Here is a 24,175-nt window from a genome sequence, read left to right as displayed (position 1 = left end):
ATGTTGAATACATTACGGATTAATAAAAAAGCAGATAATGCCGATAGCCCTGACGGGAAAGGATAAGCAGATTTTACAAGGAGAATGATAATGCAGTTGAACCTGCTGGAAAAGCGAATGAGCAACATCCGTCTGGTACCCAAAGTGGTGCTGCTGATGGTGTTCAGTACCCTGATGCTACTGACCAAACTCTGGTTTGATGCCAACAATCTCGAGATAACCCTGCTCGCCGAAGGGCTGGATCCGGCCAAAGCGGATGCCATCTCCAATCGCCTGCTCTGGACCGGTCTGATGGAGACAGCCATCATGGGGTTGCTGTTCGTGATCCTGCTACTCACCGGCTCCCGGCTGATGGTCAAACAGGTGAACTATCTGGTCGGCCTGCTGGAGCGCTTTGCCAAGCGGGATCTCAGCCACAAGGTATTGCTCAGATCCCGTGATGAGTTCGGTGACATCGCCAAGGCGGTCTCCCACTCGCAGGAGAACCTCAAAGAGGTATTCGGCAACCAGCGTGTCGCCTGCAAGGAGCTCAACGACATCGCCTCCCAGGTGACCCTCTGCATGGAGGAAGCCCACGAAGCGATCAGCGAAGAGTTCACCCAGATTGAGCAACTGGCCAGTGCCATGAGCCAGATGGTGGGCGCCATTCGCGAGGTTGCAGCCCATGCGGATCAAGCCTCCCGTGCCACTGCAGAAACCAGTCTGTTGGCACACGAAGGCAGCCGCTGCGTCGCCGACACCGTCAGCACCATCGATACCCTTTCTGGCAACATCCAACGCTCGGCAAGCGTGGTTAATCAGGTAGAACAGGGGGTCGAGCAGATCGGCTCTGTGGTCGACACCATTCGCAGTATTTCCGAACAGACCAACTTGCTGGCCCTTAACGCCGCCATCGAAGCTGCCCGCGCCGGGGAAGCGGGTCGCGGCTTTGCGGTGGTGGCCTCCGAGGTGCGCGAGCTGGCCAACCGCGCCCAGGCCGCCACTGTCGAGATCCAGAAGATGATCGAACAGTTGCAGGGCAATGCCGGTCAAGCTGCCGAGCTGATGGCCCAGAGCGTGCGCCAGGCAGACAAGGGGGTGGAGCAGGTGACACAGGCAGGTACCCAGCTCGCTACCATAGTGGAGCGGGTGCTGGGGGTGGCCGACATGAATCGCCATATCGCCACCGCCTCCGAACAGCAGATCGCGGTCGCCGAAGAGATGCGTGGCAATCTGGAGCAGGTCAAACAGATCGCGGAAGGATCTGTTGTGGTTTTCCGCGAACTGCAGGAAGCCTCAGAACTGGTAGAACAACACAGCAAGGAGCTCGACAGCCAGATCCAGTCCTTCAAACTTATCTGACAGCGCTCACTGGTCGGGCATGACAGCCCGCCTAGCCCCAATAGAACGGCAAATCGCAGCCATAAAAAAATCCGAAACCACTGGTTTCGGATTTTTTCTATTCGGCGAATGGCAGATCAGGGTTATCCCCTCACCCACCACATCGGCAGAGCTTACTCGGCAGCCATGCGCGCTTCGATATAAGCCAATGCACGGTCGATACGAGCAAGCACGCGCTCTTTGCCGACCAGCGCCATCACGGCGTCGATACCCGGTGACTGACCCAGACCGGTGACAGCAACGCGCAGCGGCATGCCGACCTTGCCCATGCCCTGACCCAGCTCGGCGGCAGTCGCTTCAATCAGCTCGTGCAGCGCTTCGGTGGTCCAGCTATCCAGTGCGGCCAGCTTGGCCTTGGCCAGCGCCAGCGGCTCGGCCGCCACACCGCGCAGGTGCTTCTTGGCAGCCGCTTCGTCAATGGCTTCGTACTCTTCGAACAGATAGCGGCTCTGGGCAGCCATCTCAACGAGCGTATTGCAGCGCTCGGCCAGCAGGGTCACCACTTCTGGCAAGGTCGGGCCATTGCGAGTGTCGATCTGCTGGTTTTCCATGTGCCATGCCAGGAAGGTGGCAACACGGGCCGGATCCAGAGTGCGCATGTAGTGGTTGTTGAGCCACAGCAGCTTGTCGGTATTGAACGCAGAGGCGGACTTGGAGATAGCATCCAGGCTGAACAGCTTGATCATCTCATCCAGGGTGAAGATCTCCTGATCGCCGTGGGACCAGCCCAGACGCACCAGATAGTTCAGCAGCGCTTCCGGCAGGTAGCCATCGTCGCGGTACTGCATCACGGAGACAGCACCGTGGCGCTTGGAGAGCTTGGCACCGTCGTCACCCAGGATCATGGAGACGTGGGCAAATTCCGGCACCGGCGCATTCAATGCCTTGTAGATATTGATCTGACGCGGGGTGTTGTTGATGTGGTCTTCGCCACGCACCACGTGGGTGATCTCCATGTCCCAGTCATCGACCACCACGCAGAAGTTGTAGGTCGGCGCGCCATCGGTACGACGGATGATCAGATCGTCGAGCTCGGTGTTGGCGAACTCGATGCGGCCACGGACGTGGTCATCGAACACCACAGAGCCTTCAGTCGGGTTGCGGAAGCGAATAACGTGCGGCGCATCGGCCGGATGGTCGTGGGCGTGGTCGCGGCACTTACCGTCATAACGAGGCTTCTCGCCATTGGCCATCTGGCCTTCGCGCAATTCGTCAAGCCGCTCGCGGGAGCAGTAGCACTTGTAGGCGCGGCCATCGGCCAGCATCTCGTCAATCAAGGCGTTATAACGGTCGAAACGCTTGGTCTGGTAGTAGGGGCCCTCATCCCAGTTCAGCTCCAACCAGCCCATTCCCTCAATAATGGCGTCGATCGCCTCCTGAGTGGAACGTTCCAGGTCAGTATCCTCAATACGCAGCACGAACTCACCGCCCTGGCTCTTTGCAAACAACCAGGAATAGAGTGCGGTACGGGCACCGCCGACATGCAAAAAGCCGGTCGGGCTGGGAGCAAAACGGGTTTTGACTTTCATCTTTAAGCCTTGTGTAGAGGGCCTTGGGCCAATTCGTTAGAAAAAACCGTCGCATTTTAGCACCGACCATCGCGGATGGGAAAACCATGAAGCCGTTGTGGGCCAAAGTAGGAGGATTAAATGTGTGGTCAGGCCGCTTACCGCCTGATATTTGAAGGGGATCGCAAAACAGAAGTGCCGTTTCAGATTTGCTATGCATCGTGCTGGAGAGCTGCCTCCTTCAGCCGATACCCAAATAACGCTCACCATACTTCTCACGCACAAGGAAGAGACGATGCAATTTCGTTCTATCCAGAATCGCATTCTAGTGATGGCCGGGATCGCCATGACGGCAGCCCTGGTCATTCTGATCCTGCTCAACCAATACTCGGGTCAACAGACCCAAAAACTGACCATCAGCTCCAGCCGCGCAGCGCTGCAACAGGAGGCGTGGCAAAAAGTGAGCGCCAACGCCCGCGCCGAGGCTGCCACCATCACCCAATTGTTGCAAAAAGGGCTCTCCTATACCCAGCAGATGGCCAGCGCCCTCGCGTTGCAGCAACAGGGTAAGCTGCCACTGGATCGCCAGCAGGCGATCGATCTGCTCAAGGCGCAGCTGGCGCTGGAACCCCAGCTCTATGGCGCCTTTGCTGGCTTCGAGCCCAACGGCTTCGACGGTCAGGATGCCGCCTTCGCCGGCCAGAATACACTCGGCAGTGACGGCAAGGGTCGCTTCGTCCCCTACTTCTATCGCGACAAGGATCAAATCGGCACCGACCTGCTGCTCTCCATCGAAAAAACGGATCCGGACCAATTCGGCAATCCCGCCAATGACTACTACTCCTGCCCGAAACGGGAAGGGCAATCCTGCCTGATCGATCCCTTCAAGGTGGACATCAACGGTCAACAGGTGCTGGTGAGCACCATCACCACTCCCATTCTGGTGGGCGGTCAGTTCAAGGGGGTCGCCGCGCTGGACTTGGCGGTGGACTCCATCAGCCGTCAGGCCAAGACCCTCAACAGCAACATCTATGACGGCAAGGGGGAAACCCTGATCGTCAGCGCCGCTGGCGTCATCACCGGTACCAGCGGCGATGCCAGCCTGCTCGGCAGTAGCGCAGAGAAGGTACTTGGCAACCAGTGGCTGCAGTACCTTAAACCGGAAGTGCAGCGTCAGGAGCTGGACGAGTCGTTCCGCATCTCGGTGCCTATTATGGTGCCGGGAATGAGCCGTAACTGGGCGATCATTGTCACGCTGCCCTACAAGGTGGTACTGGCGGGGGCTGATCAACTGGAGAGCCAGCTGAGCGACATGAACCAGGCTGCCATGACCCAGCAATTGGTGGGCGCCGTTATCGTGCTGGTGCTGGCACTGGCCACCATGCTGGTGATCGCCCGCAGCATCACAGGCCCCATCCGTCAGATGGTGAGCCTGGTGGATGACATCGCCGATGGCGAGGGGGATCTCACCAAACGCCTCACTACCCGCTCGGTGGACGAGCTGGGGGATCTGGCCAAAGGGATCAACCGCTTTATCGACAAGCTGCAGGGGCTGCTCGGGGAGGTGCTGAACACGGCCAGCGAGGTGAACCGCCACGCCAGCGATACCGATCGCATCGCCGGTCAAACCGACAATAACCTGCAGCATCACCAGGCAGAGATGGAGCAGATGCTGACCGCCGTGCAGGAGATGTCCTACGTCAGTCAGGAGGTGGCGACCCATGCCAACAACACTGCCGACTCGGCCAAACAGGCCCAAAGTGCGGCCGAACAGGGTAAGGTGCGCTTCCAGCAGGTGATCCAGTCGATGCACAAGGTCGCGGCAGAAGCGGGTAAAGGGGCCGAGGTGGTCGAAGGGCTGGCCCATGACAGCACCCAGATCACCAGCATCCTCACCGTCATTCAGGGGATTGCCGACCAGACCAACCTGCTGGCGCTCAACGCTGCCATCGAGGCGGCGCGTGCTGGCGAACAGGGGCGCGGCTTTGCAGTGGTCGCTGACGAGGTGCGCAAACTGGCGGGTAACACCCAGCAAGCAGTACAAAATACCCAGGAGCTGATCGAAAAAATTCGTTTGAGCTCGGCCAATGCGGTCAACACCATCACCCACAGCCAGCAGCTGACCCATCAGGCGGTGAGCGAAGCGGATCTGGCGGAAGAGGCGCTTGGCACCATCTACAAGGCCATTGCCACCATCAACGACATGACCTATCAGATCGCCTCCGCTGCCGAAGAGCAGAGTTCGGTCTCCGAGACTGTCTCCGGCAACCTGTCAAAAACCAATGCACTGGCCAACGACATTGCTCAGGATGCAACCGATACGGCCAAAGCCAGTCAGGCATTACGTCAGGCAGCCGATCAATTGCAGCAATTATTGGGACAATTTCGTCTCAGCTGATAATTTTCCTCTCCGGTACTCTCCCCCTCGGGGGCGAGTACGTTTACCATAGGCAACGAATTTGCCTGATGGCAGGCAATGTAGTGAGAGGTAAATGCCGTGCCCACCCCGGACCGTCGCCCACGAGGCCATAACAGACGAGCCCAGCTGCGTCGCCAAGACGAATCTCAAGGATCCCTGCTCCATCGCATCAATGCCGTGACTCTGTCCCTGCGCCAACGTTTTGGCCAAGGGATGAGCAGCCTGGGCCAGCGTCGCCAGGATGCCAAAGCAGGCAAATTCAAGCTGTCCAGCCCGCTGCCGCGCAAAAACACCATAGGTCTGCTGATCCTGATCCCGCTCTGGCTGCTGGTGCTGGCCTGGGAGCCGGCCCCTACCGCCCCTCAAGCGGCCCCATCCGGCTCGCTTGATGTGCCACTGGCGGTACCGGCGCAAGCACTGACTGCCGGTAACGCTACCTCCGCGGCAGCCAAACCCGTGGTCGAGGAGAAGGTCAACGGTACCTGGCTGCAACACGAGGTGCAGGCAGGCGAGACCCTCTACTCCATCTGGCGCAAATTCGAGTTGCCGGGTGCGGAGCTGAGCCGCCTGATCGCCATCGAAGGGCCAGATCGGCCATTGACCCGCCTGCAATCGGGCCGCGCCATCTTCATCCTGGTGGATGACTCCCGCCGCATCCAGCGGGTAGAGATCCGCTCCTACGGTCAGGCGGTCTACCGCTATGATCGACAGGGCGAAGGGTTCGCCCTCAAGGAATAACAAAACGGGAGGCGCTGGCCTCCCGTTTTTTTGGTCAATTGCCTTCAAATAAGCTACTGACTTCACAATATTTTTAGCTTGTTCGAAAAACGAAAGGGGGCAAATTGACAAGGATCTGCGCTAACGTACAATCGTTTGTGCTTTAAACAGGGATTGTTCTACGTGCTACTGGGACAAAGAGACGTGGTCAGTCATGAGCCAACCCCTGCTTGCAAGGCAAATGCAGCCCACCTCGGGCTTAGTTTCATTTCGTAATTGATAGGATTTAGCACATGTCTGACATTCGCACCGGCCAGGTAAAATGGTTCAACGAAACCAAGGGTTTTGGCTTTATCGAGCAATCCCAAGGACCGGACGTTTTCGTTCACTTCTCCTCCATCCAGAGCACTGGTTTCAAAACCCTGGCTGAAGGTCAGAAAGTCCAGTTCACTGTGACTCAGGGCCAAAAAGGTCCTCAGGCTGAGAACGTTACCCTGCTCTAAGCCACGCCAGTGAATACGCAGGAGGAGCCAAGGCCCCTCCTCTTTTTTGCCCGCAATTTGCCCTCTTCGGTCACAACCGCTTGCCCCGTTCAGCCCACTGTGTGAGCCCCCATATCCTTCCTGTTTGCAGGAGGCGGCCGAGACGCGCTGAGTAAACGCCAGATACGACAACGCATCGCAGCGCGATGTAATGGGCAATTTCGAAGATGGATTGGTGTACTTCGGAGAGATATTGGATTGATGTACTTTGAGGAGAGAGATTGGAGCGGGAAACGAGACTCGAACTCGCGACCCCAGCCTTGGCAAGGCGCGGATCATGCTCTACCAACTGGATATGGCAGTGAGTGTCTTGAGATATTGGATTGATGTACTTCGAGGAGAGAGATTGGAGCGGGAAACGAGACTCGAACTCGCGACCCCGACCTTGGCAAGGTCGTGCTCTACCAACTGAGCTATTCCCGCAACAGAATGTCATTTGCAAGTGATTGGAGCGGGAAACGAGACTCGAACTCGCGACCCCGACCTTGGCAAGGTCGTGCTCTACCAACTGAGCTATTCCCGCAACGGAATATCACTTACACATATCTAGTAAAAACTGTTTGGAGCGGGTAACGAGATTCAAACTCGCGACCTCAGCCTTGGCAAGCACGGATCATGCTCTACCAACCTGGTTACTCCGGCAAAACGTATTGGAGCGGGAAACGAGACTCGAACTCGCGACCCCGACCTTGGCAAGGTCGTGCTCTACCAACTGAGCTATTCCCGCAACAGATTGTCACTTGCAAATAATTTGGAGCGGGAAACGAGACTCGAACTCGCGACCCCGACCTTGGCAAGGTCGTGCTCTACCAACTGAGCTATTCCCGCAACGGAATGTCATTTGCAAATAGATTGGAGCGGGAAACGAGACTCGAACTCGCGACCCCGACCTTGGCAAGGTCGTGCTCTACCAACTGAGCTATTCCCGCAACAAATTTTGTTCGAAGGTGCAATGATGATTGGAGCGGGAAACGAGACTCGAACTCGCGACCCCGACCTTGGCAAGGTCGTGCTCTACCAACTGAGCTATTCCCGCATCTGGCTGGATTGAACCAGTTTCATCATCACTTTTTGGAGCGGGAAACGAGACTCGAACTCGCGACCCCGACCTTGGCAAGGTCGTGCTCTACCAACTGAGCTATTCCCGCAACTACCTTAAAACAGGTCGTACAGCATTTGGTTGCTTGCGCTACTGTACGGGAGCCGAATTATAAGAGCAGTCGTTCCAATTGCAAGGGCTTTTTTATCTGGTAGCGCGCGTTCGCTCAAAAGCTGGCCGAACTGCCGCTTTTAGCAACCAAACCGGGGTAACTCCTTACCTGGTACTCAGATTTTGAAGACGTGGCTGCGATAGAACTGCAATTCTGCAATGGATTCACGAATGTCATCCAGTGCCTGATGGGAGCCACTCTTGGTGAACTGATCCAGCAACTCCGGCTGCCAGCGACGGACCAGCTCCTTGATGGTGCTGACGTCGACGTTGCGATAGTGGAAGAAGGCTTCCAGCTCGCCCATGTGCTTGACCATGAAGCGGCGATCCTGGCCAATGCTGTTGCCACACAGCGGGCTGGTACGCTCCGGCACCCACTGACGAATAAACTCGAGGGTCTCGGCAACCGCCTTGGCTTCATCATGCTGGCTTGCCTTGACCCGGGCCACCAGACCGCTCTTGGTGTGGGTATTGACGTTCCAGTCGTCCATCTTGGCCAGCTCTTCATCACTCTGGTGAATGGCGATGACCGGGCCTTGAGCCAACACATTCAGATCCTTGTCGGTGACTATGGTGGCAATCTCCAGAACGACACACTCTTCAGGGTCCAGACCCGTCATTTCCATGTCGATCCATACCAGGTTCTGCGCGCTGACTGTCATGATTACTCTCTCTATATGGGAGGAATGGCGGAATTTTGCCAATTTGCATGTATCATACTGGCTTTGGATCTGTTCATAAACTGGCGAATCGAGTGGCAAAGAAAGCAAAACTCAATCTGGGTCAACAAAGGCGCGTCCAGGCTAACCGCGAGCGGCGACTGCAAAAAGATCACACCACAGTGGTGGATGACACCCTGTTTGGCCCGGCCATTGAAGGGATGGTGATCAGTCGTTTCGGTCAGCATGCAGACGTCGAAGCGACTGACGGCACCATCCATCGCAGCAATCTGCGACGCAGCAGCATCAGTAGCCTGGTGTGTGGCGACAAGGTGGTGTGGCGTCCCGGCCTCAATGCTGCGACCGCCGGGGTCATCGAGGCGGTTCATCCCCGTCATTCAGTGCTGACCCGGCCGGACTTCTACGACGGGGTCAAACCCATCGCGGCCAATATCGACCAGATCATCATCGTTTCGGCGGTGTTACCCGAGTTCTCCACCAACATCGTCGACCGCTATCTGGTGGCCGCCGAGGATGTGGAGATCCAGCCACTCATAGTGCTGAACAAAGTCGATTTGCTGGATGATGCAGCGCGTCTGCGTATTGAGCAGCAGCTGACCCCCTATCGCAAACTGGGCTATCAAGTGATCCTGGTCAGTTGCGAGAGCGGCGAAGGACTTGACGAGCTCAAGGCCCAGTTCGAAGGCAAGATCAGCATCTTCGTCGGCCAGTCAGGGGTAGGTAAATCGTCCCTGACCAACGCCTTGATGCCGGGACTGGGAGTGCTCACTGGCGAGGTCTCGGAAAACTCGGGGCTCGGCCAGCACACCACTACCACGGCCCGACTCTATCACTTCCCGAGCGGTGGCGATCTTATCGACTCCCCGGGGATCCGCGAATTTGCCCTCTGGCATCTGGAAGCCGATCGCATCACCTGGTGCTTTATCGAGTTTCGCGACTATCTGGGGGGGTGCCGTTTTCGCGACTGTACCCACAAAGATGACCCAGGCTGCGCACTGCGTGGTGCCGTCAATAGCGGCCAAATCAGTGCCGATCGATTCTACAATTATCACCGCATCCTGGAAACCATGCAGGAAGCCCGTCACGGTCGGCAACAGGCCCGACTGTGACCTGCTATTCACCCCCTCTTTTGACTAAGAGCTGATGATCAACATGAGCATTACTGACAACCTTAAAATTGCCGGTCAATACTGTTTGCCCAAGCATGCCCTCTCCCGTCTGGTCGGCAAGTTTGCGGCTGCGCAAGCCGGTAACCTGACCACCCGCGTCATCGAGACCTTTATCAAGCAGTATCAGGTCGACATGAGCGAGGCGCTGCACGAGAGTCCGGCCCATTACAAGAGCTTCAACGAGTTCTTCACCCGTGAGCTCAAACCCGGTATCCGTCCGGTGGTTGAAGATGCCATGACCCTGGCACTGCCGGTGGATGGCACCGTCAGCCAGCTCGGTCCGATCCATCAGGGCCGTATCATTCAGGCCAAGGGCCACGACTACAGCGCCCGTGAGCTGCTGGGTGGCTATGAGGATCTGGTGGCGCCGTTCAAGGATGGCGACTTTGCCACCATCTATCTGGCACCCAAGGATTACCACCGTATCCATATGCCGCTCGATGGCGTACTCGAAAGTATGGTGTTTGTGCCGGGGGATCTGTTCTCCGTCAACCCACTCACCGCCGAGAACGTGCCTAACCTGTTCGCCCGCAATGAGCGGGTGGTCGCCACCTTCCGCACCCCGCACGGCCCGATGGCGCTGGTGCTGGTCGGTGCCACTATCGTCGCCAGCATCGAAACCATCTGGGCCGGCAACATTGCGCCGGCTAAGCAGAAAGGTGTGTGTGGGCAGAAGGAAGTGGTGCGCTGGGATTACAGCGGCGATGAGGCTATCACTCTGCAAAAAGGCGCCGAGATGGGTCTGTTCAAGCTGGGCAGTACCGTGGTCTGTCTGTTTGGCCCCGGGATGCTGGCTGGCTTTGAGTCCCACTTGACCAACGGTGTGACCACCCGCATGGGTCAACCCTTTGCCAAATTGGCGGAGCAAGCATGAGCGAGCAGCAACCCCCTGCACAGCCAGACTCTGCGCAGAAAAACAACCCGCTGCACGGGCTGACGCTGGAAGCCATCGTCACCGCACTGGTCGAATACTACGGCTGGGAAGAGCTGGGGCAGCAAGTCAATATCCGCTGTTTCACTGAAGATCCCAGCATCAAGTCCAGCCTGAAGTTTTTGCGCAAGACCCCATGGGCACGGGAAAAGGTGGAGAGCCTCTACCTCTATGTCCAGCGCAAGCAAGCCAAATCGAAGAAGGAAGGGCCAGATGGCGTTTAAGATTACCTATACCTATAAAAAACAGGCTAAAGAGCTCGGCTACGCGAACGACAAGTTCCGCAGCATCTACGATGCCATTGCCGCTGCCGAAGGGCTGGATCTCGCCAGTTTCCACGCCATGGAGGCCCAACTGGCTCAGGTTTGTCGTCGTGACAAGAAAAGCGTGAAGGATTACCAAGAGAACTACTTCAAAGAGTTGGGATTTTCCAACATCGTCATTGAACGAGATAATCAGGAGTAACCATGCGAACCTTGACCCTGCTGACCGCCTCTCTCTTATTGGCTGCCTGCAGCGCACCGGAGCCATCTATGGTAGGTAATGATCACGACAATCACGGCTGCCTTGCCAGTGCTGGCTACCAGTGGTCACCACTGGCCAACCAGTGCGTGCGCCTGTTTGAACAGGGTGTACGACTCAATCCGACCGACACCAGCCAGACCAGCAGCGCCTTCGTGCTGTTCAATGCCGACCAGACGCAGGCCGAGTTGCATCTGCCCAGCGGCGAGATGCTTGCTCTGACCCGTCAGGGTGCAGAAGGCAACTGGTCCTGGCTGGGCGGCGACTACACCCTCTTCCCCTGGAAAGGTTATGTGCTCAAGTCCGGTGACAAGGTGCTTTATCAGGGGGAATAACCCCAACCGATAGCGCACTGCGTGGTATCGGCGCGATACCAGCCAAACAAAATGCCGACCCTGTGGTCGGCATTTTTGCAGGTAAACATGGCGTTATCAGGCGCGAATAAGATAATCCGCCTGCCCCACCCACTTGTAGCTGGTGAGCTCGGTCAACCCCATGGGGCCACGAGCATGCAGCATCTGGGTCGAAACCGCCACCTCGGCCCCCAGACCAAACTGGCCGCCATCGGTAAAGCGGGTCGAGGCGTTAACGTAGACCGCCGCCGAACCGGCACCGTTGACGAAACGCTCGGCATTGGCCAAATCGTTGGTCAGAATGGCATCGGAGTGACCGGCGTTATGCTCGCGCATATGGGCCAGCGCCTCGTTCACATCCGCCACCAGCTTGACCCCCAGGGTCAATCCCAGCCACTCGGTATCGAAATCTTCCGCCCCCGCCTCGCACAGGTTGTCGGCCCCCACCAGCAGCCCCATGGCATTGGCCGCGCCGACCAGAGTCACCTTGCGTTCATTCATCAACGTCACCAGCTGCGGCACAAAATCAGCCGCGACCTTTTCATGTACCAGCAGGGTATCGAGGGCATTGCAGGCGGAGGGGCGCTGCACCTTGGCGTTGTCGATCACCGCTAGGGATCGCACCAGATCGGCGCTCGCGTCGACGAAGATATGGCTGATGCCAAAGCCGCCGATGATAACGGGGATTGAGCTGTTCTCCTTACACATCTTGTGCAGCCCGGCACCGCCGCGGGGGATGATCATGTCCACATAACGATCGAGGCGCAGCAACTCGCCGACCAGCGCCCGATCCGGGTTGTCGATGTACTGTACCGCCTCGGCAGGCAGGCCGGAGGCGGCCAGCGCACGCTGGATCACCCGCACCAGCTCCAGATTGGAGTGGAAGGTCTCGCGCCCGCCGCGCAGTATGCTGGCGTTGCCGGTCTTGAGGCAGAGGCTGGCGATATCAATGGTAACGTTGGGGCGCGCCTCGTAGATGACGCCGATGACGCCGATGGGTACACGACGACGGGAGAGCCGCAGGCCGTTCTCCAGCACCCGGCTGTCGATCTCTGCGCCAACCGGATCGTCCAGGGTGATCACCTTGCGCACATCCGCCACAATCCCGGCCAGCCGGGCCGGATTGAGCAGCAGCCGATCCAGCATCGCCTCGGAGAGGCCCGCCTCACGGCCTGCCGCGATATCCTTGTCGTTGGCAGCCAGGATCTGCTCGCTGCGCGCCTCCAGCTCGTCGGCGATGGCGGCCAGCGCCCGATTCTTCTGCGCCGTGCTGATGGTGGCCAGCTGATAGGCGGCTTCACGGGCAGCCTGCCCCATTTTCTCCAGACTCATCTCGGTTCCCTTTTGTTCATGCCGTGCCACCCTGATTAGAGCAGCACCATATCATCCCGGTGGATAGCCCACAGACCCCGTAGCCATCGTTGGCTCTGGGCTAGTAGTACAAACCCACTCAGAGCAGCACCATGTCGTCTCGATGGATCGCCACTGCACCATATCCATAGCCCAATACCTGCTCAATCTGATCCGAGTGAACACCGCGCAGCTTCTCCAGCTCCAGATGGTCGTAACGGCAGATGCCGCGGGCCAGCTCAACCCCCTTGGGATCGAGAATGCGCACCACATCGCCCCGAATGAAGTCACCCTTGACCGCGACTATGCCCTTAGGCAACAGGCTGGAGCCTTTCTCCTGAATTGCAGCAACGGCCCCCTGATCCACATGCACTTCACCGTGAGGCGGTGGACCAGCCAAAATCCAGCTCTTGCGCCCTTCCAGCGGGGAAGCCAACGCAGGGAACAGGGTGCCGATACGCTCGCCCTTGGCGAGACGACCAATCACCTCCGGCATCTGACCGGTAGCAATCACCACGTTGACACCGGCGCGACGCGCCACATCAGCAGCCTGCAGCTTGGTGGCCATACCGCCGGTGCCGAGGCCGCTGACGCTGTCGCCCGCCAGCGAGCGCAGGGTATCGTCGATGGTCTGCACCTCTTCGATCAGCTGGGCATCGGGATTGGTACGGGGATCCGCGGTAAAGAGTCCCTTCTGGTCGGTGAGCAGGATCAGCAGATCCGCATCCGCCAGAATGGCCGCACGGGCAGAGAGGTTGTCGTTGTCGCCCACCTTGATCTCGGCGGTCGCCACCGCATCGTTCTCGTTGATCACCGGAATGATCCGGTGATCGAGCAGAGTGCGCAGGGTGTCACGGGCATTAAGGTAGCGCTCTCGATCTTCCAGATCAGCGCGGGTCAGCAGCATCTGGCCGATATGCACACCATAAAGGTTAAACAGATCCTGCCATACCCGAATCAGCTGGGTCTGGCCGACTGCCGCCAGCATCTGCTTGTTGGGCAGGGTGGGCGCCAGTGGCGGGTGGCCCAGATGTTCACGCCCGGCGGCGATAGCCCCCGATGTAACGACCACGACCCGATGGCCGTGACGGTGCAAGGCCGCACACTGTCTGACCAACTCGACCATATGGGCACGATTGAGCTGGGAAGACCCCCCTGTGAGCACACTGGTGCCCAACTTGACGACTATGGTTTTGTTTTCCATGGGAGCATAAAGGCTAAAAAAGTAAGGAATATCTTTATACCCACGGCCATGGTGGCCTGCAAGGCAATTAACGCCGGAGCGAGGGGATGCGGGAAAATGCGCGGCTCAGGTGGCTCGCAGGGTTGGACGAAGGGTTAGCTGATAGCCCGGCGAAAGGGTCTGTTCTCCTCGCCGGGCATCAGGATTCAGGCAGCTGTCACGGTCAATTCATTGGTGACCTGCTCAGCGGGTGCTAACTGGCACTCCAGAGCCGCCAACTTGTCACTGATGAGCTTGTAGAAGCGGTTAAGGGTTCGGTCAACCTCCGCCTGATGCTTCTTGGGGATCGCCTTATTGATCCACTCACCCTCGGCATTGTAGAAACCGAGCTCATAGTGGTAACGGAAATGGTGATCGTCCTGCTCCAGCACCAGCCACCAGCCCCAGAACTCCCGTTTGTCCGGCGCCGGTTTGGCACTGACGCAAACGGAAAGACTGTCAAAACGGTAGCGCCCCTCTTCGCAGAGATCCTCACGCAAATAGGGGCCGATAGCCGCAAACTGCCTCAGCAGCCGCTTGTAGGTCACTCTTTCAGACATGTTAACCTCCCTGTTAAACAAGCCACGCCATCTTATGAAGACGTCAGTTTTTTAGCGCAATGTCAGGTACACAAATGTTGCTTCAACCACTCGACGATTTCGTCCAATGCCTTGTCATACACCTCCAGCAAAGGCTGTTTATCGAATACGATGGCCTTGCCATTACGGCTGGCTGCCGCCAATGCCCGTACATCCTGCTCGGGACAAATAAAATCTTTCTTGTGTCCGATACTTAATATCGGCACCGAGGTGCGAGTCCCCAGTAATCCTTGGGTTTTAAGTGAAAATACCTGGCACTTGGTGCGCATGTCATCCCACTTCGCCGCATCGGCCCCCAACCGGTTAGCCAAGCTATCACGCATCATGCGTGGACACTTGGTAAACAACTCCTGATTGGTAAATAACTGATTGACCCCGGCCCCGACACAGACCACGGTGCGCAGTTTGAAGGGTTCGATAAAGGCCAGCCGGGCTGCGACATTACCTGCCAGCCGAAAACCGACCATGGCAATACGCTGGTGATCGACCCAGGCTACATCGGATAGATGGTGCAGTACTGCCTGGTGGAGGCGACTGGTGTCTTGTACCAGCGGCCAATGCTCGGCATAGCCGATCCCCGGCATATCGAGGGAAAGCATGCCGATGCCGTTGGGCTCCAGCCGCTTGAGATAAAAGTTGAGAAAATCGAGCTGCAGGGAGTCGATCCCCCCGCTGATGATCACCAGCGGCACCGGTTTGTCAGTGGTCGGTAGATGGAGATAACCCTGAATATGCTTGCCGCGAAATGGCACCTGGATCTCTTTGAGCGGCACTTTGAACAGTCTGCCCGCCTCACGATAGGCCATGTTGCCAAGCAACTGGGCCTGATCTGCCAGTTCGTCATCTTTCAGGTGGGGGTAGCTGGCGATGGAGTAGTAACGCACTGCCTTCAGCAGCTGTTTGAGCGCCCCCTTGGGGTCGCCTTGCTCACACAGTTCACGGCCTCGCTTGAAGTAAGTCCCGGCCAACTGGCTCCACTCATAGATCCAGTTGCCAGGTACGTATCCCTTGATGGTATCGAGATAGCAGTCGTGGGTACGCTCACCGGTTGCCATGGCAATCTGGGCCAGGGTTTGCTCTACTTCGACAGGATTGGCGCCCTGCCAAGCCCAGGAAGGACGGCGTAACAGGCGATACCAGCTCTTTGACATGGAGCCGTCGATAAACATCTGGTCTAACTGGGCCTCAGCCACGTCAGCCACACTGGAGTTGGAAATCTCGGATGTTTCCAATACCTTCTTGACGCGGGTAAATAACTTGTCAGTCAGGTTTAGGTCGTCGTTCAAGTCCAAGATGATGTCCCATTAATAATCAGGCAATGGTCCATCTTAACCACTTTTAACGCCGATCAGCCACCCCGTAACAGATTGATACACAAAAAACTGGGCCCCAAATTGGAGCCCAGTGCAACCATAACTGTGAAATGCGACACACTAACGTAGCGTTACTCTTCTTCACAAATCGGCGTGGTGAACTCCAGCGCCATATCCCACGGCTGTTCGATCCAGGTGTCCTGCGGGATGGCCACTTCGAAATCGTCCAACAGCGCCTCACCCATCGGCTTGGCGAAGATCGCGATGAACTTGGCTTTCGGGTAAAGATCGCGAATTGCCTTGGCGGTAGTACCGGTATCCACCAGATCTTCCACTATCAGCCAACCTTCACCATCACCGGCAGTCGTCGCACCTTTGACCACTACCAGCTCGCGCTGGCTGTTATGGTCATAGCTGGAGATGCAGAGGGTTTCTACGTTACGGATGCCAAGTTCACGAGCCATCAGGGCTGCGGGTACCAGACCACCACGGCTGACCGCGATGATACCTTTCCACTGGCTGACAGGCAGCTGACGACGGGCCAGACGGCGAGCTTCACGTTGCAGGTTATCCCACGACACATAGAACTTTTTCGGCATGTTATCTATCTCGAATAGTTATATAAAAACAACGACTTAAAGCAAAATCCCCGCTAGAAATCTTTCGGAGATCAGAAAATGTGGCTGGCGCTCAACTGAATTCAGATTGCACTTCGGCTGCCTCAGGGCTAAGCCTCGGCAGCGGATCTGGATACAATGGAAGCAAAACTGACATATCCGGCGATCGGCTAGAGAGAGAGTGCCGAAACCGCGGACAAGCTGTTGGGCCGAGATGATAGCACCGTTTGCAGAGAAAATGCCTGGCAAACGTATGCCAAAAACAGGAAAAATCGGCATCACCCTCTCCATTCGGCACATCCAGAGAGCCAAACGGCCAACCTGTCGCCCCTGCTGCTGACACCAAAAAGGGCACAGCGGTAAATCGCAGATAAAAAAATAGCAGGGGGAGGTTTGACCTCACGCACCTGCTGCTTTCTCGTCCCCGCCTAATCAGGCTGCTCGTCTTAGCGACGAGTGACGAAGGGGTTAGGGTAGCTGAAACCCTGGGTATACAAAGAAGGGGCAAACCAATAGGTTGAGTTGCTGCCTGGCATATTAAAACTCCTGATTGCTTAACAAGTTACGTACCTTTATGCGGGCTCAAATCCTTGAACAAACACTCGGTTCCATGGAGGCGCACTTGCTTTGCTTCGGTTCCCTGGAGGCTTTCATCGTCATCCTGACGGGTGGCGAACCACGGGAGCTAATGTACCAGTCGACACCGTAAATTCAACTTTTTTGTGAGATCGGTCACAAAATTTCTTTTGCACCACTCAGCATCGCTCTAACCTGACGATCGTACTGTCCTGTTGTCATACACCAGCACAATCAGCCTGCGATTTGCGCTGACGGCTCACATTTTTGTGCGATTGACTGTATTATCGTTAGCCTCTTCCTCGGCCCGCTGATGGGGCCCTGTTTTTTTCCGTGCTGGTAAGGAGTCCCGACGTGGCACAACTAAGTTCCTTGACCCCCCAACTGATTTGGCATTTCTTCGAACAGATCTGCTCCATTCCCCACCCTTCCAAGCATGAAGCCAAACTCAGTGCCTGGATCATCCAATGGGCCCAGGGGGAAGGGCTGACCGTCAAGCAAGATAACGTCGGCAACATCATCATCAAGAAGCCGGCCACCCCGGGAATGGAAAACCGCAAAGCCGTGGTGCTGCAAGCCCATATCGACATGGTGCCGCAGGCTAATGCCGACACCAAACACGACTTCGCGACCGACCCTATCGATGCCTATATAGATGGTGAGTGGGTCACTGCCCGTGGCACGACTCTGGGTGCCGACAACGGCGTAGGCATGGCAGGCTGTCTGGCTGTGCTGGCCGACAAGACCATCAAACACGGCCCGCTGGAAGTGCTGCTGACCACCGACGAAGAGACCGGCATGACCGGCGCCTTCGGCCTCGAAGCAGGCTGGCTGGAAGGCGAAATTCTACTCAACACCGACTCCGAAGAAGATGGCGAGGTCTATATGGGCTGCGCTGGCGGTGTGGATGCCAATATCCGCTTCCCGCTTGAACTGGTTGACGCCAGCGAAGGCGAGGCTGTCGAGCTGGCGGTCAAAGGGCTGCGTGGCGGCCACTCCGGTTGCGATATCCATCGCGGCCGTGGTAACGCCAACAAGCTGCTGGTCCGCTTGCTCAAAGCGGCCGAGCCGCTGGGCATCCGTCTGGCCGAAATCCACGGCGGCACCCTGCGCAACGCCATCCCGCGCGAAGCCCGTGCCACCCTGCTGGTGCCCGCTGCCAGCGTGAGCGAGTTCAATGCCTTGGTTGACCGCTACACCGGTATCTACCAGACCGAGCTGGCCGCCACCGAGCCAAACCTGACCCTGCTGGTCAACAGCGCAGCCAAACCGGCCAAGCTGATGAGCGTCTCCCTGCAGCAGCGCCTGCTGGATGCCCTGCTGGCCTGCCCGAACGGCGTGATGCGCATGAGCGATGCCATGCCCGGCGTGACCGAAACCTCTACCAACCTGGGGGTCATCAAGACTCAGAATGGCGAAGTGTACGTCCAGTGCCTTATCCGCTCCCTGATCGACTCCGGCCGCGAGAGCATCGAGCAGATGACCCGCGCCCTGTTCACCCTGGCGGGTGCCAGCTGCGAATTCACCGGTGCCTATCCGGGTTGGGCGCCGAACGTGGACTCCCCCGTCATGGCGCTGGTACGGAGCAGCTACCAATCGCTGTTTGGCACCATGCCCAACGTGATGGTGATCCATGCCGGTCTCGAGTGCGGTCTGTTCAAGAGCGCCTATCCAAAGTGGGACATGGTCTCCTTCGGCCCGACCATCCGTGGTGCCCACTCCCCTGACGAGAAGGTGCACATCCCGGCGGTCGAGCGTTTCTGGCAACTGCTGGTACACGTGCTGGAAGCCATTCCGGCCAAATAACCCGGCCGACGCCACACGGCAAAACAAAAGCCCCGCACTGCTGCGGGGCTTTTTATTGTCTGCTGGGCTGATATGACAGGCTGCAGCGCTTAACGAATGCCGCGCGCCTCGCGGATCCACTCCCAGGCTTGCTGGATCTCCTGAGTCTTCTCCTTGGCCATCTCCATCATCTCCGGTGGCAACCCTTTGGCGGCCAGCTTGTCCGGGTGGTGCTTGCTCATCTCCTTGCGATAGGCGCGCTTGATATCCTGATCGCTGTCGCTTTCGCTCACCCCCAGCAGCTGGTAGGCATCCTTGAGCCGATCCGCAGAGGGCGCCTCCTGCCGGTACTGCTGACCACCCGCACCACCACCCTGATATTGGCCATGAGAACGATTGAAGAAGTTCATCTGCGCTTCGGCCATCGCCAGAATACGTGCCAACTCGATGCGGCTGAAACCCAGTTCGTCGGCGATGGTATGGAGAATGGCGCGCTCGCCCTCCTCTACCCGCCCGTCAGCAAAGGCAGCCTGTAGCTGTACCTCGAGGAAGAAGCGCAGTATATCGCGCTGCCCCAGACTGGCGCGACGGAACTCGGCCAGCGTCTCGCGCAGCGGAAAATCGGCCTCTTTACCGAGGCGAAACGACTCCTGCGCCCGGGCACGCTGATCACCGGCCAGCCGCATCCGATCCATCAGGTTGGAGGCAACCCGGATCTCATGCTCGGTTACCTGACCGCTCGATTTGGCGATGTGGCCCATGACTGAAAAGGTGGCATGAAAAAAGACTGCTTGTTGTTGCGGGTTCGGGCCGCGACGAAACGCCCCTTGCAGCCCCATACCCCGATCAAAACGGTGGCCGATCCACAGACCAATCAGGGCGCCAATGATATTGCCGAGCAGAAAACCGAAGAAGGCGCCCAGCACCTTACCCCAAATACGCATGGTTCAAGACCTCTTGATGTTAATGAGTGCGAGCCTGGAGCTGGTCATCCAGCTCGCGCAGTCTCTCGACCGTGCCAATATCGCGCCACTCGCCAGCGAGCAAGCTGCCGCCCACTCGCCCTTGTGCCATCCACTCCCGCAACAGCGGCGCCAGCTTGCGGGCGCCGCCAGCGAGACCGGCAAAGGCCGCCGGATCATATAGCCCGACCCCGCTGAAGGTAAATGCTGGCGTATCCATGACTCGTCCCTCTTGCAGGGCAAAGTCGCCGGTCGGGTGTTGGGGTGGATTGGGCACCAGCCAGAGATGGGCCAGATCATCGCCAAGGGGCTGGCTGACCAGAGTGCGATAATCGACATCGAGCCAGGTATCGCCGTTGATCACCAGAAAAGGTTCCGCGCCCAGCAGCGGCAGCGCCTGCACTATGCCGCCCGCGGTCTCCAGCGCACTCTCCTCGGCCGACCAGTGGATGGTCACCCCAAGCGAGCTGCCATCGCCAAGGGTCTCGACCAGCTTGTAGCCGAGCCAGGCGTGATTGATCACCAGCTCGGTCACGCCAGCTGACTTCAGCTTTTCGATATGGTGGACGATGAGGGGCTTGCCCCCCACCGCCAACAGCGGCTTGGGCAGCAGGTCGGTCAGCGGGCGCATCCGCTCGCCACGGCCAGCGGCCAGGATCATCGCCTTCATGGTTTCACCCCAGCGTTGGCGATCCCGGGCAACACCACCTGCTCCAGCCACTGACCAAAGCGGGCCAGCACCGGATAGGTGCTACCGTGAGTGCGACAGACATCCACCACGTAGCCGAGGGTGCGGGGAATATCCTTGAGATAACCGGACTTGCCATCGCGATGATAGAGCCGGGTGAAGATCCCCGCCGCTTTCAGGTGGCGCTGCATACCGGTCAGGTCGGCATCACGACGGAAACTGGCATAATCGAGCTCGCCAAGCAGCCCCGCCTGTTGCAGGGTGGCAAAGCCGTGGCGCATCCCTTCATCGATCACTTCGTCCGGCCAGCGTACGTAGCAATCTTTGAGCAGGGAGACCAGGTCATAGCTAAGGGGCCCGATCACCATGTCCTGAAAATCGATGATGGCAAGGGTGCTGCTCTCGGGGGTATCACCGCCACACACCATCAGGTTACGACTGTGGAAATCCCGGTGCATCACCCCCTGCGGCTGGGCCAAATTGCAGGCTGTGAGGCAAGCAAAGGTCTCATCCAGCAACAACTGTTCTTCATTGCTCAGGGTCAGTTGCAGATGATGCCCCAGCAGCCACTCGGGGAAGATGCTGTTTTCTCGCGCCATAAAGGCCGTATCGAACGGCTCAAGCACCAGATCGACCGCCCCCAATCGAGGCAACAGCTCAATGGCTTTGCCATACCAGACCTGCACCGTTTGCGCGTTCAGGCAGCTGATCAGCTGGGTATCGCCAAGGTCGCTGACCGCCAGCAAGCCCTGTTCGTAATCCACTGCTTTTACTGCTGGCGCCAGTAGCTGACGCGCAAGCAAAGCGGCTGAATTACGCACAAACTCATGATTTTTTTCGGTTTTAGGATTGGCATCCACCCATACCAGACCACCACCACGGGAGTAGCGGCGGAAACTGGCATCACCGGAAATAAGGGTCAACTGAAGGTTGGCATCACCAGAAACATGGCGTGCCCACTGCAATAGCAGGGAATCGCGATCGTGCATAAGTCGGGGACCAAGGTGGAAAGCAGCACTTGGCTGTTAGCCCTGGCTGCAATAATGCTTTATCATTGCCGGCTAACATAAAGCAATGACATGCAATGTCAACTCGATGAAACCTGTCGTAAAATGCATGCCTTGGATCAACCGTATCTCTCACGGATTGCACGAGTCTTTCACATGAAAAAATGGACACTGGGGTACGGCTATCCCATCGCCCTGACTATCAGCCTGGCACCCGCCCTGACATCCATGATGGTACAGGCGGCACCGTTCGATCCGCCGCCAGCCACCGGGATCCTCGATAGTCTCTGCTATGACTATGTTCCCAAAATCGTGAAGCCTGCATCTGATCAGGAGGCCAACGCGCAACCCGTAGAGGTAGATGCCGACCGTCTCGAGGCCAAACAGGGCGGCACCGCCGTCTACGAAGGTGACGTCAAGGTGCGTCAAGGCGTTCGCAAGTTTGACTCCGACTATGCCCAGCTCGATCAGAAGAGCCGGGATGTCATCGCTATCGGCAACATCTATTACAACGACGGTCAGGTGACCGTCACCAGCGACAAGACCCTTAAATCCAACCTCAATACTAAAAATTCCGAGCTGGAAGAGGGCAATTATCAGGTGCATGGCTCACCGGTGCGCGGCTTTGCCAAGCGCGTAGTGATGACCAACAACAATCAGAACATCACCATGGAGGGGGCCCAGTACACCACCTGCCCCCCCGGTCAGGAAGTGTGGACCCTCAAGGCGGGCAGCATCGATATCGACCAGAAAGAGGTGTTCGGTGAAGCCTGGAATGCCAGCCTCTGGCTCTATGACTATCCGGTGTTCTACTTCCCGTACATCAACTTCCCCATCAAAGATGAGCGCAAGACCGGTCTGCTCTACCCGGGTTACAAGCAAAGCTCCAGCAACGGCATGGAGATCACCCAGCCATTTTATTGGAACATTGCCCCCAACTACGATGCCACCATCACCTCCCGCTTTATGGACAAGCGCGGCCTGATGGAGCAGGTGGAGTTCCGCTACATGCCGGACCCCGCCCATACCGGCACCCTCTATTTTGAAAATCTGGCGGATGACAAGCAGTACACCCCGAGCAACCAGAGTCTGGCTGGCCTGTCCGATGGCCATCGCTACCTGATGAACCTCCGTCACGGCTCTGCCCTGATGGATGGCTCCCTGCGCTTTGGTATCGACTACACCCAGGTGCGGGACAAGGACTACAACTACTTCAACGACTTCAGCCCGCAAGTGGGCACCCAGGTCGACAGCCAGTTGCAGCAATCTTTTACCGCAGGCTACTACCAGCACAACTGGAACCTCACCTCCGAGGTGCGCCGCTACCAGATCCTGAGTCCCTACGCGCTGCTGCCCCACGAGATGCTGCCCCGTATCGACTACAACTACTACCAACAAGGGAAATGGTTCGATCTGGCCTGGAACAGCGAGCTGACCAAGTTTGGTTACGACAGTGGCAACGCCAGTGCCCAGCAGGCCGGTGAGCGCTACACCGCCACCCGTTTGCATCTGGCACCGACCCTGACAGTTCCATTGGTGGACGCGCCGGGTTACTACCTCACCAGCCAGTACAAGCTGATGTTTACCTCCTACAACCAGGAGGTGCCCAAGGATCTGGTCTACACGGATCGCAGCCGCTTCACCGACGCGGATACCAAGCAGTTAACCCTCAAAGACGGCACAGTTACCCGTACCTTGCCCTCCTTCCGTCTCAAAGGGGGGGTCAACTTCGACCGCCCGCTCAACTGGTATGATGGCAAGGGGACCCAGACCCTGGAGCCCGAGTTCCAGTATCTCTATGTTCCCTATCGGGATCAGGATGATATCGGGATCTATGACTCCACCACCACCCGTCAGGACTACTACAGCCTGTTCAGCGATCGCCGCTACGCCGGTCTCGACCGTATCAGCGATGCCAACCGGATCACCGTTGGCCTGACCAGCCGGGTCTATGACAATGTGGGTGATGAACGGTTACGTCTGGCGGTGGCTCAAGCCTTCGAGATGACGCCGCCCAAGGTGCGCCTCTATCCGTCAGACCCAGAGAGCACCAACTCTCGCTCCCTGCTCTCGTTCGAGGGGGATGCCCGTATCACCGATGAGTGGTTTGCCCATGCGGGTACCCAGTACGATACCTCGGAAGGGGAGTTCACCGCCGGTAACAGCGCAGTGGAATACCGGACAGGCAAGCTGACGACCCAGCTCAACTACCGCTATATCAAGGATGGTAACCGGGACTACAGAGACCCCAACAACCCGGCCCTTACCGAAGATCTGAGCCAGGCAGGTTTGGTGATGATGGCGCCGATCGCCGATCAGTGGCAGATGTATGGCGGTTACTATCGTGATATCAAGCAGGATGTGAACATTGACCGGATGATTGGTGTCAAATATGACTCCTGCTGCTGGAGCATCAATATGAGTCTGGAATGGCACAACCAGCCGGACAACGTCACCCTGCAACCCACCTCGGAAAAAGTCATTGGTCTGCAGTTCGAGATGAAGGGACTTGGCAGCGTAGGTACCGGTGGCCGCAGCGTCACCATGGATACCGAGCTGTTGCCCTATGTTCGCCCGTTTAATTTGAAAGACCAGCAATGATGCTGGTCCAGCCTTGAGAGATGG

The 24,175-nt window shown here is 57.7% G+C and carries 21 protein-coding genes and 7 tRNA genes; 11 read left to right on the top strand and 17 right to left on the bottom strand.

Translation table 11 applies throughout. The annotated features are described in order from the left end of the window. Window positions 1-90 precede the first annotated feature (90 nt). Entirely contained in the window at window positions 91-1,341 is a 1,251-nt protein-coding gene (locus BN4575_RS08025) for a methyl-accepting chemotaxis protein (protein ID WP_068977805.1), read from the top strand. A 152-nt stretch (window positions 1,342-1,493) separates the two neighbouring features. Here the strand turns inward: BN4575_RS08025 and gltX are convergent, their stop codons facing one another. Further along, window positions 1,494-2,909: a glutamate--tRNA ligase gene (gene gltX, locus BN4575_RS08020; protein ID WP_068977804.1), complete on the bottom strand. Its 1,416-nt coding sequence runs from the start codon at window positions 2,907-2,909 to the stop codon at window positions 1,494-1,496. A gap of 274 nt (window positions 2,910-3,183) precedes the next feature. On the opposite strand from gltX, the gene BN4575_RS08015 reads away from it, so the two are divergent. From BN4575_RS08015 to BN4575_RS08005, 3 genes are all read left to right on the top strand, one after another. Further along, window positions 3,184-5,286 (top strand): methyl-accepting chemotaxis protein, encoded by a 2,103-nt coding sequence (locus BN4575_RS08015; RefSeq protein WP_068977803.1) that lies wholly within the window; start codon window positions 3,184-3,186, stop codon window positions 5,284-5,286. A 99-nt stretch (window positions 5,287-5,385) separates the two neighbouring features. Continuing rightward, complete coding sequence (locus BN4575_RS08010) at window positions 5,386-6,045, top strand: LysM-like peptidoglycan-binding domain-containing protein (RefSeq protein WP_042018255.1); 660 nt, start codon at window positions 5,386-5,388, stop codon at window positions 6,043-6,045. Between the two features lie 272 nt (window positions 6,046-6,317). Further along, window positions 6,318-6,527, top strand: coding sequence for a cold-shock protein (locus BN4575_RS08005; protein WP_005317918.1), 210 nt, complete (start codon window positions 6,318-6,320; stop codon window positions 6,525-6,527). 386 nt (window positions 6,528-6,913) lie between these two features. On the opposite strand, the gene BN4575_RS08000 is transcribed toward BN4575_RS08005, so the two are convergent. The 8 genes from BN4575_RS08000 to orn form a co-directional block, all read right to left on the bottom strand. Beyond that, a tRNA-Gly gene (locus BN4575_RS08000) sits at window positions 6,914-6,989 on the bottom strand. A gap of 24 nt (window positions 6,990-7,013) precedes the next feature. Further along, window positions 7,014-7,089: transfer RNA gene (locus BN4575_RS07995), tRNA-Gly, on the bottom strand. 128 nt (window positions 7,090-7,217) lie between these two features. After that, window positions 7,218-7,293 (bottom strand) — tRNA-Gly (locus BN4575_RS07990). 25 nt (window positions 7,294-7,318) lie between these two features. After that, window positions 7,319-7,394 (bottom strand) — tRNA-Gly (locus BN4575_RS07985). Between the two features lie 25 nt (window positions 7,395-7,419). Beyond that, window positions 7,420-7,495 (bottom strand) — tRNA-Gly (locus BN4575_RS07980). Between the two features lie 31 nt (window positions 7,496-7,526). Further along, a tRNA-Gly gene (locus BN4575_RS07975) sits at window positions 7,527-7,602 on the bottom strand. Between the two features lie 36 nt (window positions 7,603-7,638). Continuing rightward, window positions 7,639-7,714, bottom strand: a tRNA-Gly gene (locus BN4575_RS07970). 178 nt (window positions 7,715-7,892) lie between these two features. Beyond that, window positions 7,893-8,438 carry an oligoribonuclease gene (gene orn, locus BN4575_RS07965; protein ID WP_042018470.1) on the bottom strand — a complete coding sequence of 182 codons (546 nt, stop codon included), beginning with the start codon at window positions 8,436-8,438 and terminating at the stop codon, window positions 7,893-7,895. A gap of 92 nt (window positions 8,439-8,530) precedes the next feature. On the opposite strand from orn, the gene rsgA reads away from it, so the two are divergent. Genes rsgA through BN4575_RS07940 form a run of 5 tightly spaced genes read left to right on the top strand, consistent with a single transcriptional unit; the run spans window position 8,531 to window position 11,413 of the window. Then, a complete protein-coding gene (gene rsgA, locus BN4575_RS07960) occupies window positions 8,531-9,565 on the top strand; it encodes a small ribosomal subunit biogenesis GTPase RsgA (RefSeq protein ID WP_042018620.1) in 1,035 nt (344 codons plus the stop codon). Between the two features lie 43 nt (window positions 9,566-9,608). After that, on the top strand, window positions 9,609-10,499 hold the full coding sequence (gene asd / locus BN4575_RS07955) for an archaetidylserine decarboxylase (RefSeq protein ID WP_042018621.1): 891 nt from the start codon (window positions 9,609-9,611) through the stop codon (window positions 10,497-10,499). Next, on the top strand, window positions 10,496-10,780 hold the full coding sequence (locus tag BN4575_RS07950) for a VF530 family protein (RefSeq protein ID WP_068977802.1): 285 nt from the start codon (window positions 10,496-10,498) through the stop codon (window positions 10,778-10,780). The genes asd and BN4575_RS07950 overlap by 4 nt, the downstream gene beginning before the upstream one ends. Next, window positions 10,770-11,021, top strand: coding sequence for a DUF2960 domain-containing protein (locus BN4575_RS07945; protein ID WP_042018474.1), 252 nt, complete (start codon window positions 10,770-10,772; stop codon window positions 11,019-11,021). Before BN4575_RS07950 ends, BN4575_RS07945 begins: the two co-directional genes overlap by 11 nt. Before the next feature lie 2 nt (window positions 11,022-11,023). Further along, window positions 11,024-11,413 carry a hypothetical protein gene (locus tag BN4575_RS07940; protein ID WP_068977801.1) on the top strand — a complete coding sequence of 130 codons (390 nt, stop codon included), beginning with the start codon at window positions 11,024-11,026 and terminating at the stop codon, window positions 11,411-11,413. A 96-nt stretch (window positions 11,414-11,509) separates the two neighbouring features. Here the strand turns inward: BN4575_RS07940 and BN4575_RS07935 are convergent, their stop codons facing one another. From BN4575_RS07935 to gpt, 5 genes are all read right to left on the bottom strand, one after another. After that, on the bottom strand, window positions 11,510-12,793 hold the full coding sequence (locus tag BN4575_RS07935; RefSeq protein WP_256028920.1) for a glutamate-5-semialdehyde dehydrogenase: 1,284 nt from the start codon (window positions 12,791-12,793) through the stop codon (window positions 11,510-11,512). An 88-nt stretch (window positions 12,794-12,881) separates the two neighbouring features. Next, window positions 12,882-13,985, bottom strand: coding sequence for a glutamate 5-kinase (gene proB / locus BN4575_RS07930; RefSeq protein WP_068977799.1), 1,104 nt, complete (start codon window positions 13,983-13,985; stop codon window positions 12,882-12,884). A 185-nt stretch (window positions 13,986-14,170) separates the two neighbouring features. Next, a complete protein-coding gene (crl, locus tag BN4575_RS07925; RefSeq protein WP_068977798.1) occupies window positions 14,171-14,563 on the bottom strand; it encodes a sigma factor-binding protein Crl in 393 nt (130 codons plus the stop codon). 62 nt (window positions 14,564-14,625) lie between these two features. Further along, complete coding sequence (gene frsA, locus BN4575_RS07920; RefSeq protein ID WP_042018479.1) at window positions 14,626-15,894, bottom strand: esterase FrsA; 1,269 nt, start codon at window positions 15,892-15,894, stop codon at window positions 14,626-14,628. Between the two features lie 152 nt (window positions 15,895-16,046). Then, a complete protein-coding gene (gene gpt, locus BN4575_RS07915; protein ID WP_042018480.1) occupies window positions 16,047-16,514 on the bottom strand; it encodes a xanthine phosphoribosyltransferase in 468 nt (155 codons plus the stop codon). A 948-nt stretch (window positions 16,515-17,462) separates the two neighbouring features. Here gpt and BN4575_RS07905 point away from each other — a divergent pair. Then, window positions 17,463-18,914, top strand: coding sequence for an aminoacyl-histidine dipeptidase (locus BN4575_RS07905; RefSeq protein ID WP_068977797.1), 1,452 nt, complete (start codon window positions 17,463-17,465; stop codon window positions 18,912-18,914). An 89-nt stretch (window positions 18,915-19,003) separates the two neighbouring features. Here the strand turns inward: BN4575_RS07905 and djlA are convergent, their stop codons facing one another. From djlA to BN4575_RS07890, 3 genes are read right to left on the bottom strand one after another with little or no spacing between them, the layout of a single operon-like run. Then, a complete protein-coding gene (gene djlA, locus BN4575_RS07900; protein WP_042018483.1) occupies window positions 19,004-19,837 on the bottom strand; it encodes a co-chaperone DjlA in 834 nt (277 codons plus the stop codon). Window positions 19,838-19,856: 19 nt separating this feature from the next. Beyond that, entirely contained in the window at window positions 19,857-20,525 is a 669-nt protein-coding gene (murU, locus tag BN4575_RS07895; protein ID WP_068977796.1) for an N-acetylmuramate alpha-1-phosphate uridylyltransferase MurU, read from the bottom strand. Next, window positions 20,522-21,532, bottom strand: coding sequence for an aminoglycoside phosphotransferase family protein (locus BN4575_RS07890; protein WP_068977795.1), 1,011 nt, complete (start codon window positions 21,530-21,532; stop codon window positions 20,522-20,524). Before BN4575_RS07890 ends, murU begins: the two co-directional genes overlap by 4 nt. A gap of 174 nt (window positions 21,533-21,706) precedes the next feature. Here BN4575_RS07890 and lptD point away from each other — a divergent pair, with 174 nt between their 5' ends. Then, window positions 21,707-24,151, top strand: coding sequence for an LPS assembly protein LptD (gene lptD / locus BN4575_RS07885; RefSeq protein ID WP_068977794.1), 2,445 nt, complete (start codon window positions 21,707-21,709; stop codon window positions 24,149-24,151). Window positions 24,152-24,175: the final 24 nt, after the last annotated feature.

This window comes from Aeromonas sp. EERV15 (assembly GCF_900079845.1).
GTDB lineage: Bacteria > Pseudomonadota > Gammaproteobacteria > Enterobacterales > Aeromonadaceae > Aeromonas > Aeromonas sobria.
This window is presented reverse-complemented; position numbering and strand designations above follow the sequence as displayed.

What these genes read in the sequence shown, in the direction of transcription:
- crl (WP_068977798.1), bottom strand. Translation starts at nt 14,563, where the DNA reads ATGTCTGAAAGAGTGACCTACAAGCGGCTGCTGAGGCAGTTTGCGGCT.
- orn (WP_042018470.1), bottom strand. Translation starts at nt 8,438, where the DNA reads ATGACAGTCAGCGCGCAGAACCTGGTATGGATCGACATGGAAATGACG.
- BN4575_RS08025 (WP_068977805.1), top strand. Translation starts at nt 91, where the DNA reads ATGCAGTTGAACCTGCTGGAAAAGCGAATGAGCAACATCCGTCTGGTA.
- BN4575_RS07940 (WP_068977801.1), top strand. Translation starts at nt 11,024, where the DNA reads ATGCGAACCTTGACCCTGCTGACCGCCTCTCTCTTATTGGCTGCCTGC.
- BN4575_RS07950 (WP_068977802.1), top strand. Translation starts at nt 10,496, where the DNA reads ATGAGCGAGCAGCAACCCCCTGCACAGCCAGACTCTGCGCAGAAAAAC.
- BN4575_RS08015 (WP_068977803.1), top strand. Translation starts at nt 3,184, where the DNA reads ATGCAATTTCGTTCTATCCAGAATCGCATTCTAGTGATGGCCGGGATC.
- gltX (WP_068977804.1), bottom strand. Translation starts at nt 2,909, where the DNA reads ATGAAAGTCAAAACCCGTTTTGCTCCCAGCCCGACCGGCTTTTTGCAT.
- BN4575_RS07945 (WP_042018474.1), top strand. Translation starts at nt 10,770, where the DNA reads ATGGCGTTTAAGATTACCTATACCTATAAAAAACAGGCTAAAGAGCTC.
- lptD (WP_068977794.1), top strand. Translation starts at nt 21,707, where the DNA reads ATGAAAAAATGGACACTGGGGTACGGCTATCCCATCGCCCTGACTATC.
- asd (WP_042018621.1), top strand. Translation starts at nt 9,609, where the DNA reads ATGAGCATTACTGACAACCTTAAAATTGCCGGTCAATACTGTTTGCCC.
- djlA (WP_042018483.1), bottom strand. Translation starts at nt 19,837, where the DNA reads ATGCGTATTTGGGGTAAGGTGCTGGGCGCCTTCTTCGGTTTTCTGCTC.
- proB (WP_068977799.1), bottom strand. Translation starts at nt 13,985, where the DNA reads ATGGAAAACAAAACCATAGTCGTCAAGTTGGGCACCAGTGTGCTCACA.
- gpt (WP_042018480.1), bottom strand. Translation starts at nt 16,514, where the DNA reads ATGCCGAAAAAGTTCTATGTGTCGTGGGATAACCTGCAACGTGAAGCT.
- BN4575_RS08005 (WP_005317918.1), top strand. Translation starts at nt 6,318, where the DNA reads ATGTCTGACATTCGCACCGGCCAGGTAAAATGGTTCAACGAAACCAAG.
- BN4575_RS07890 (WP_068977795.1), bottom strand. Translation starts at nt 21,532, where the DNA reads ATGCACGATCGCGATTCCCTGCTATTGCAGTGGGCACGCCATGTTTCT.
- murU (WP_068977796.1), bottom strand. Translation starts at nt 20,525, where the DNA reads ATGAAGGCGATGATCCTGGCCGCTGGCCGTGGCGAGCGGATGCGCCCG.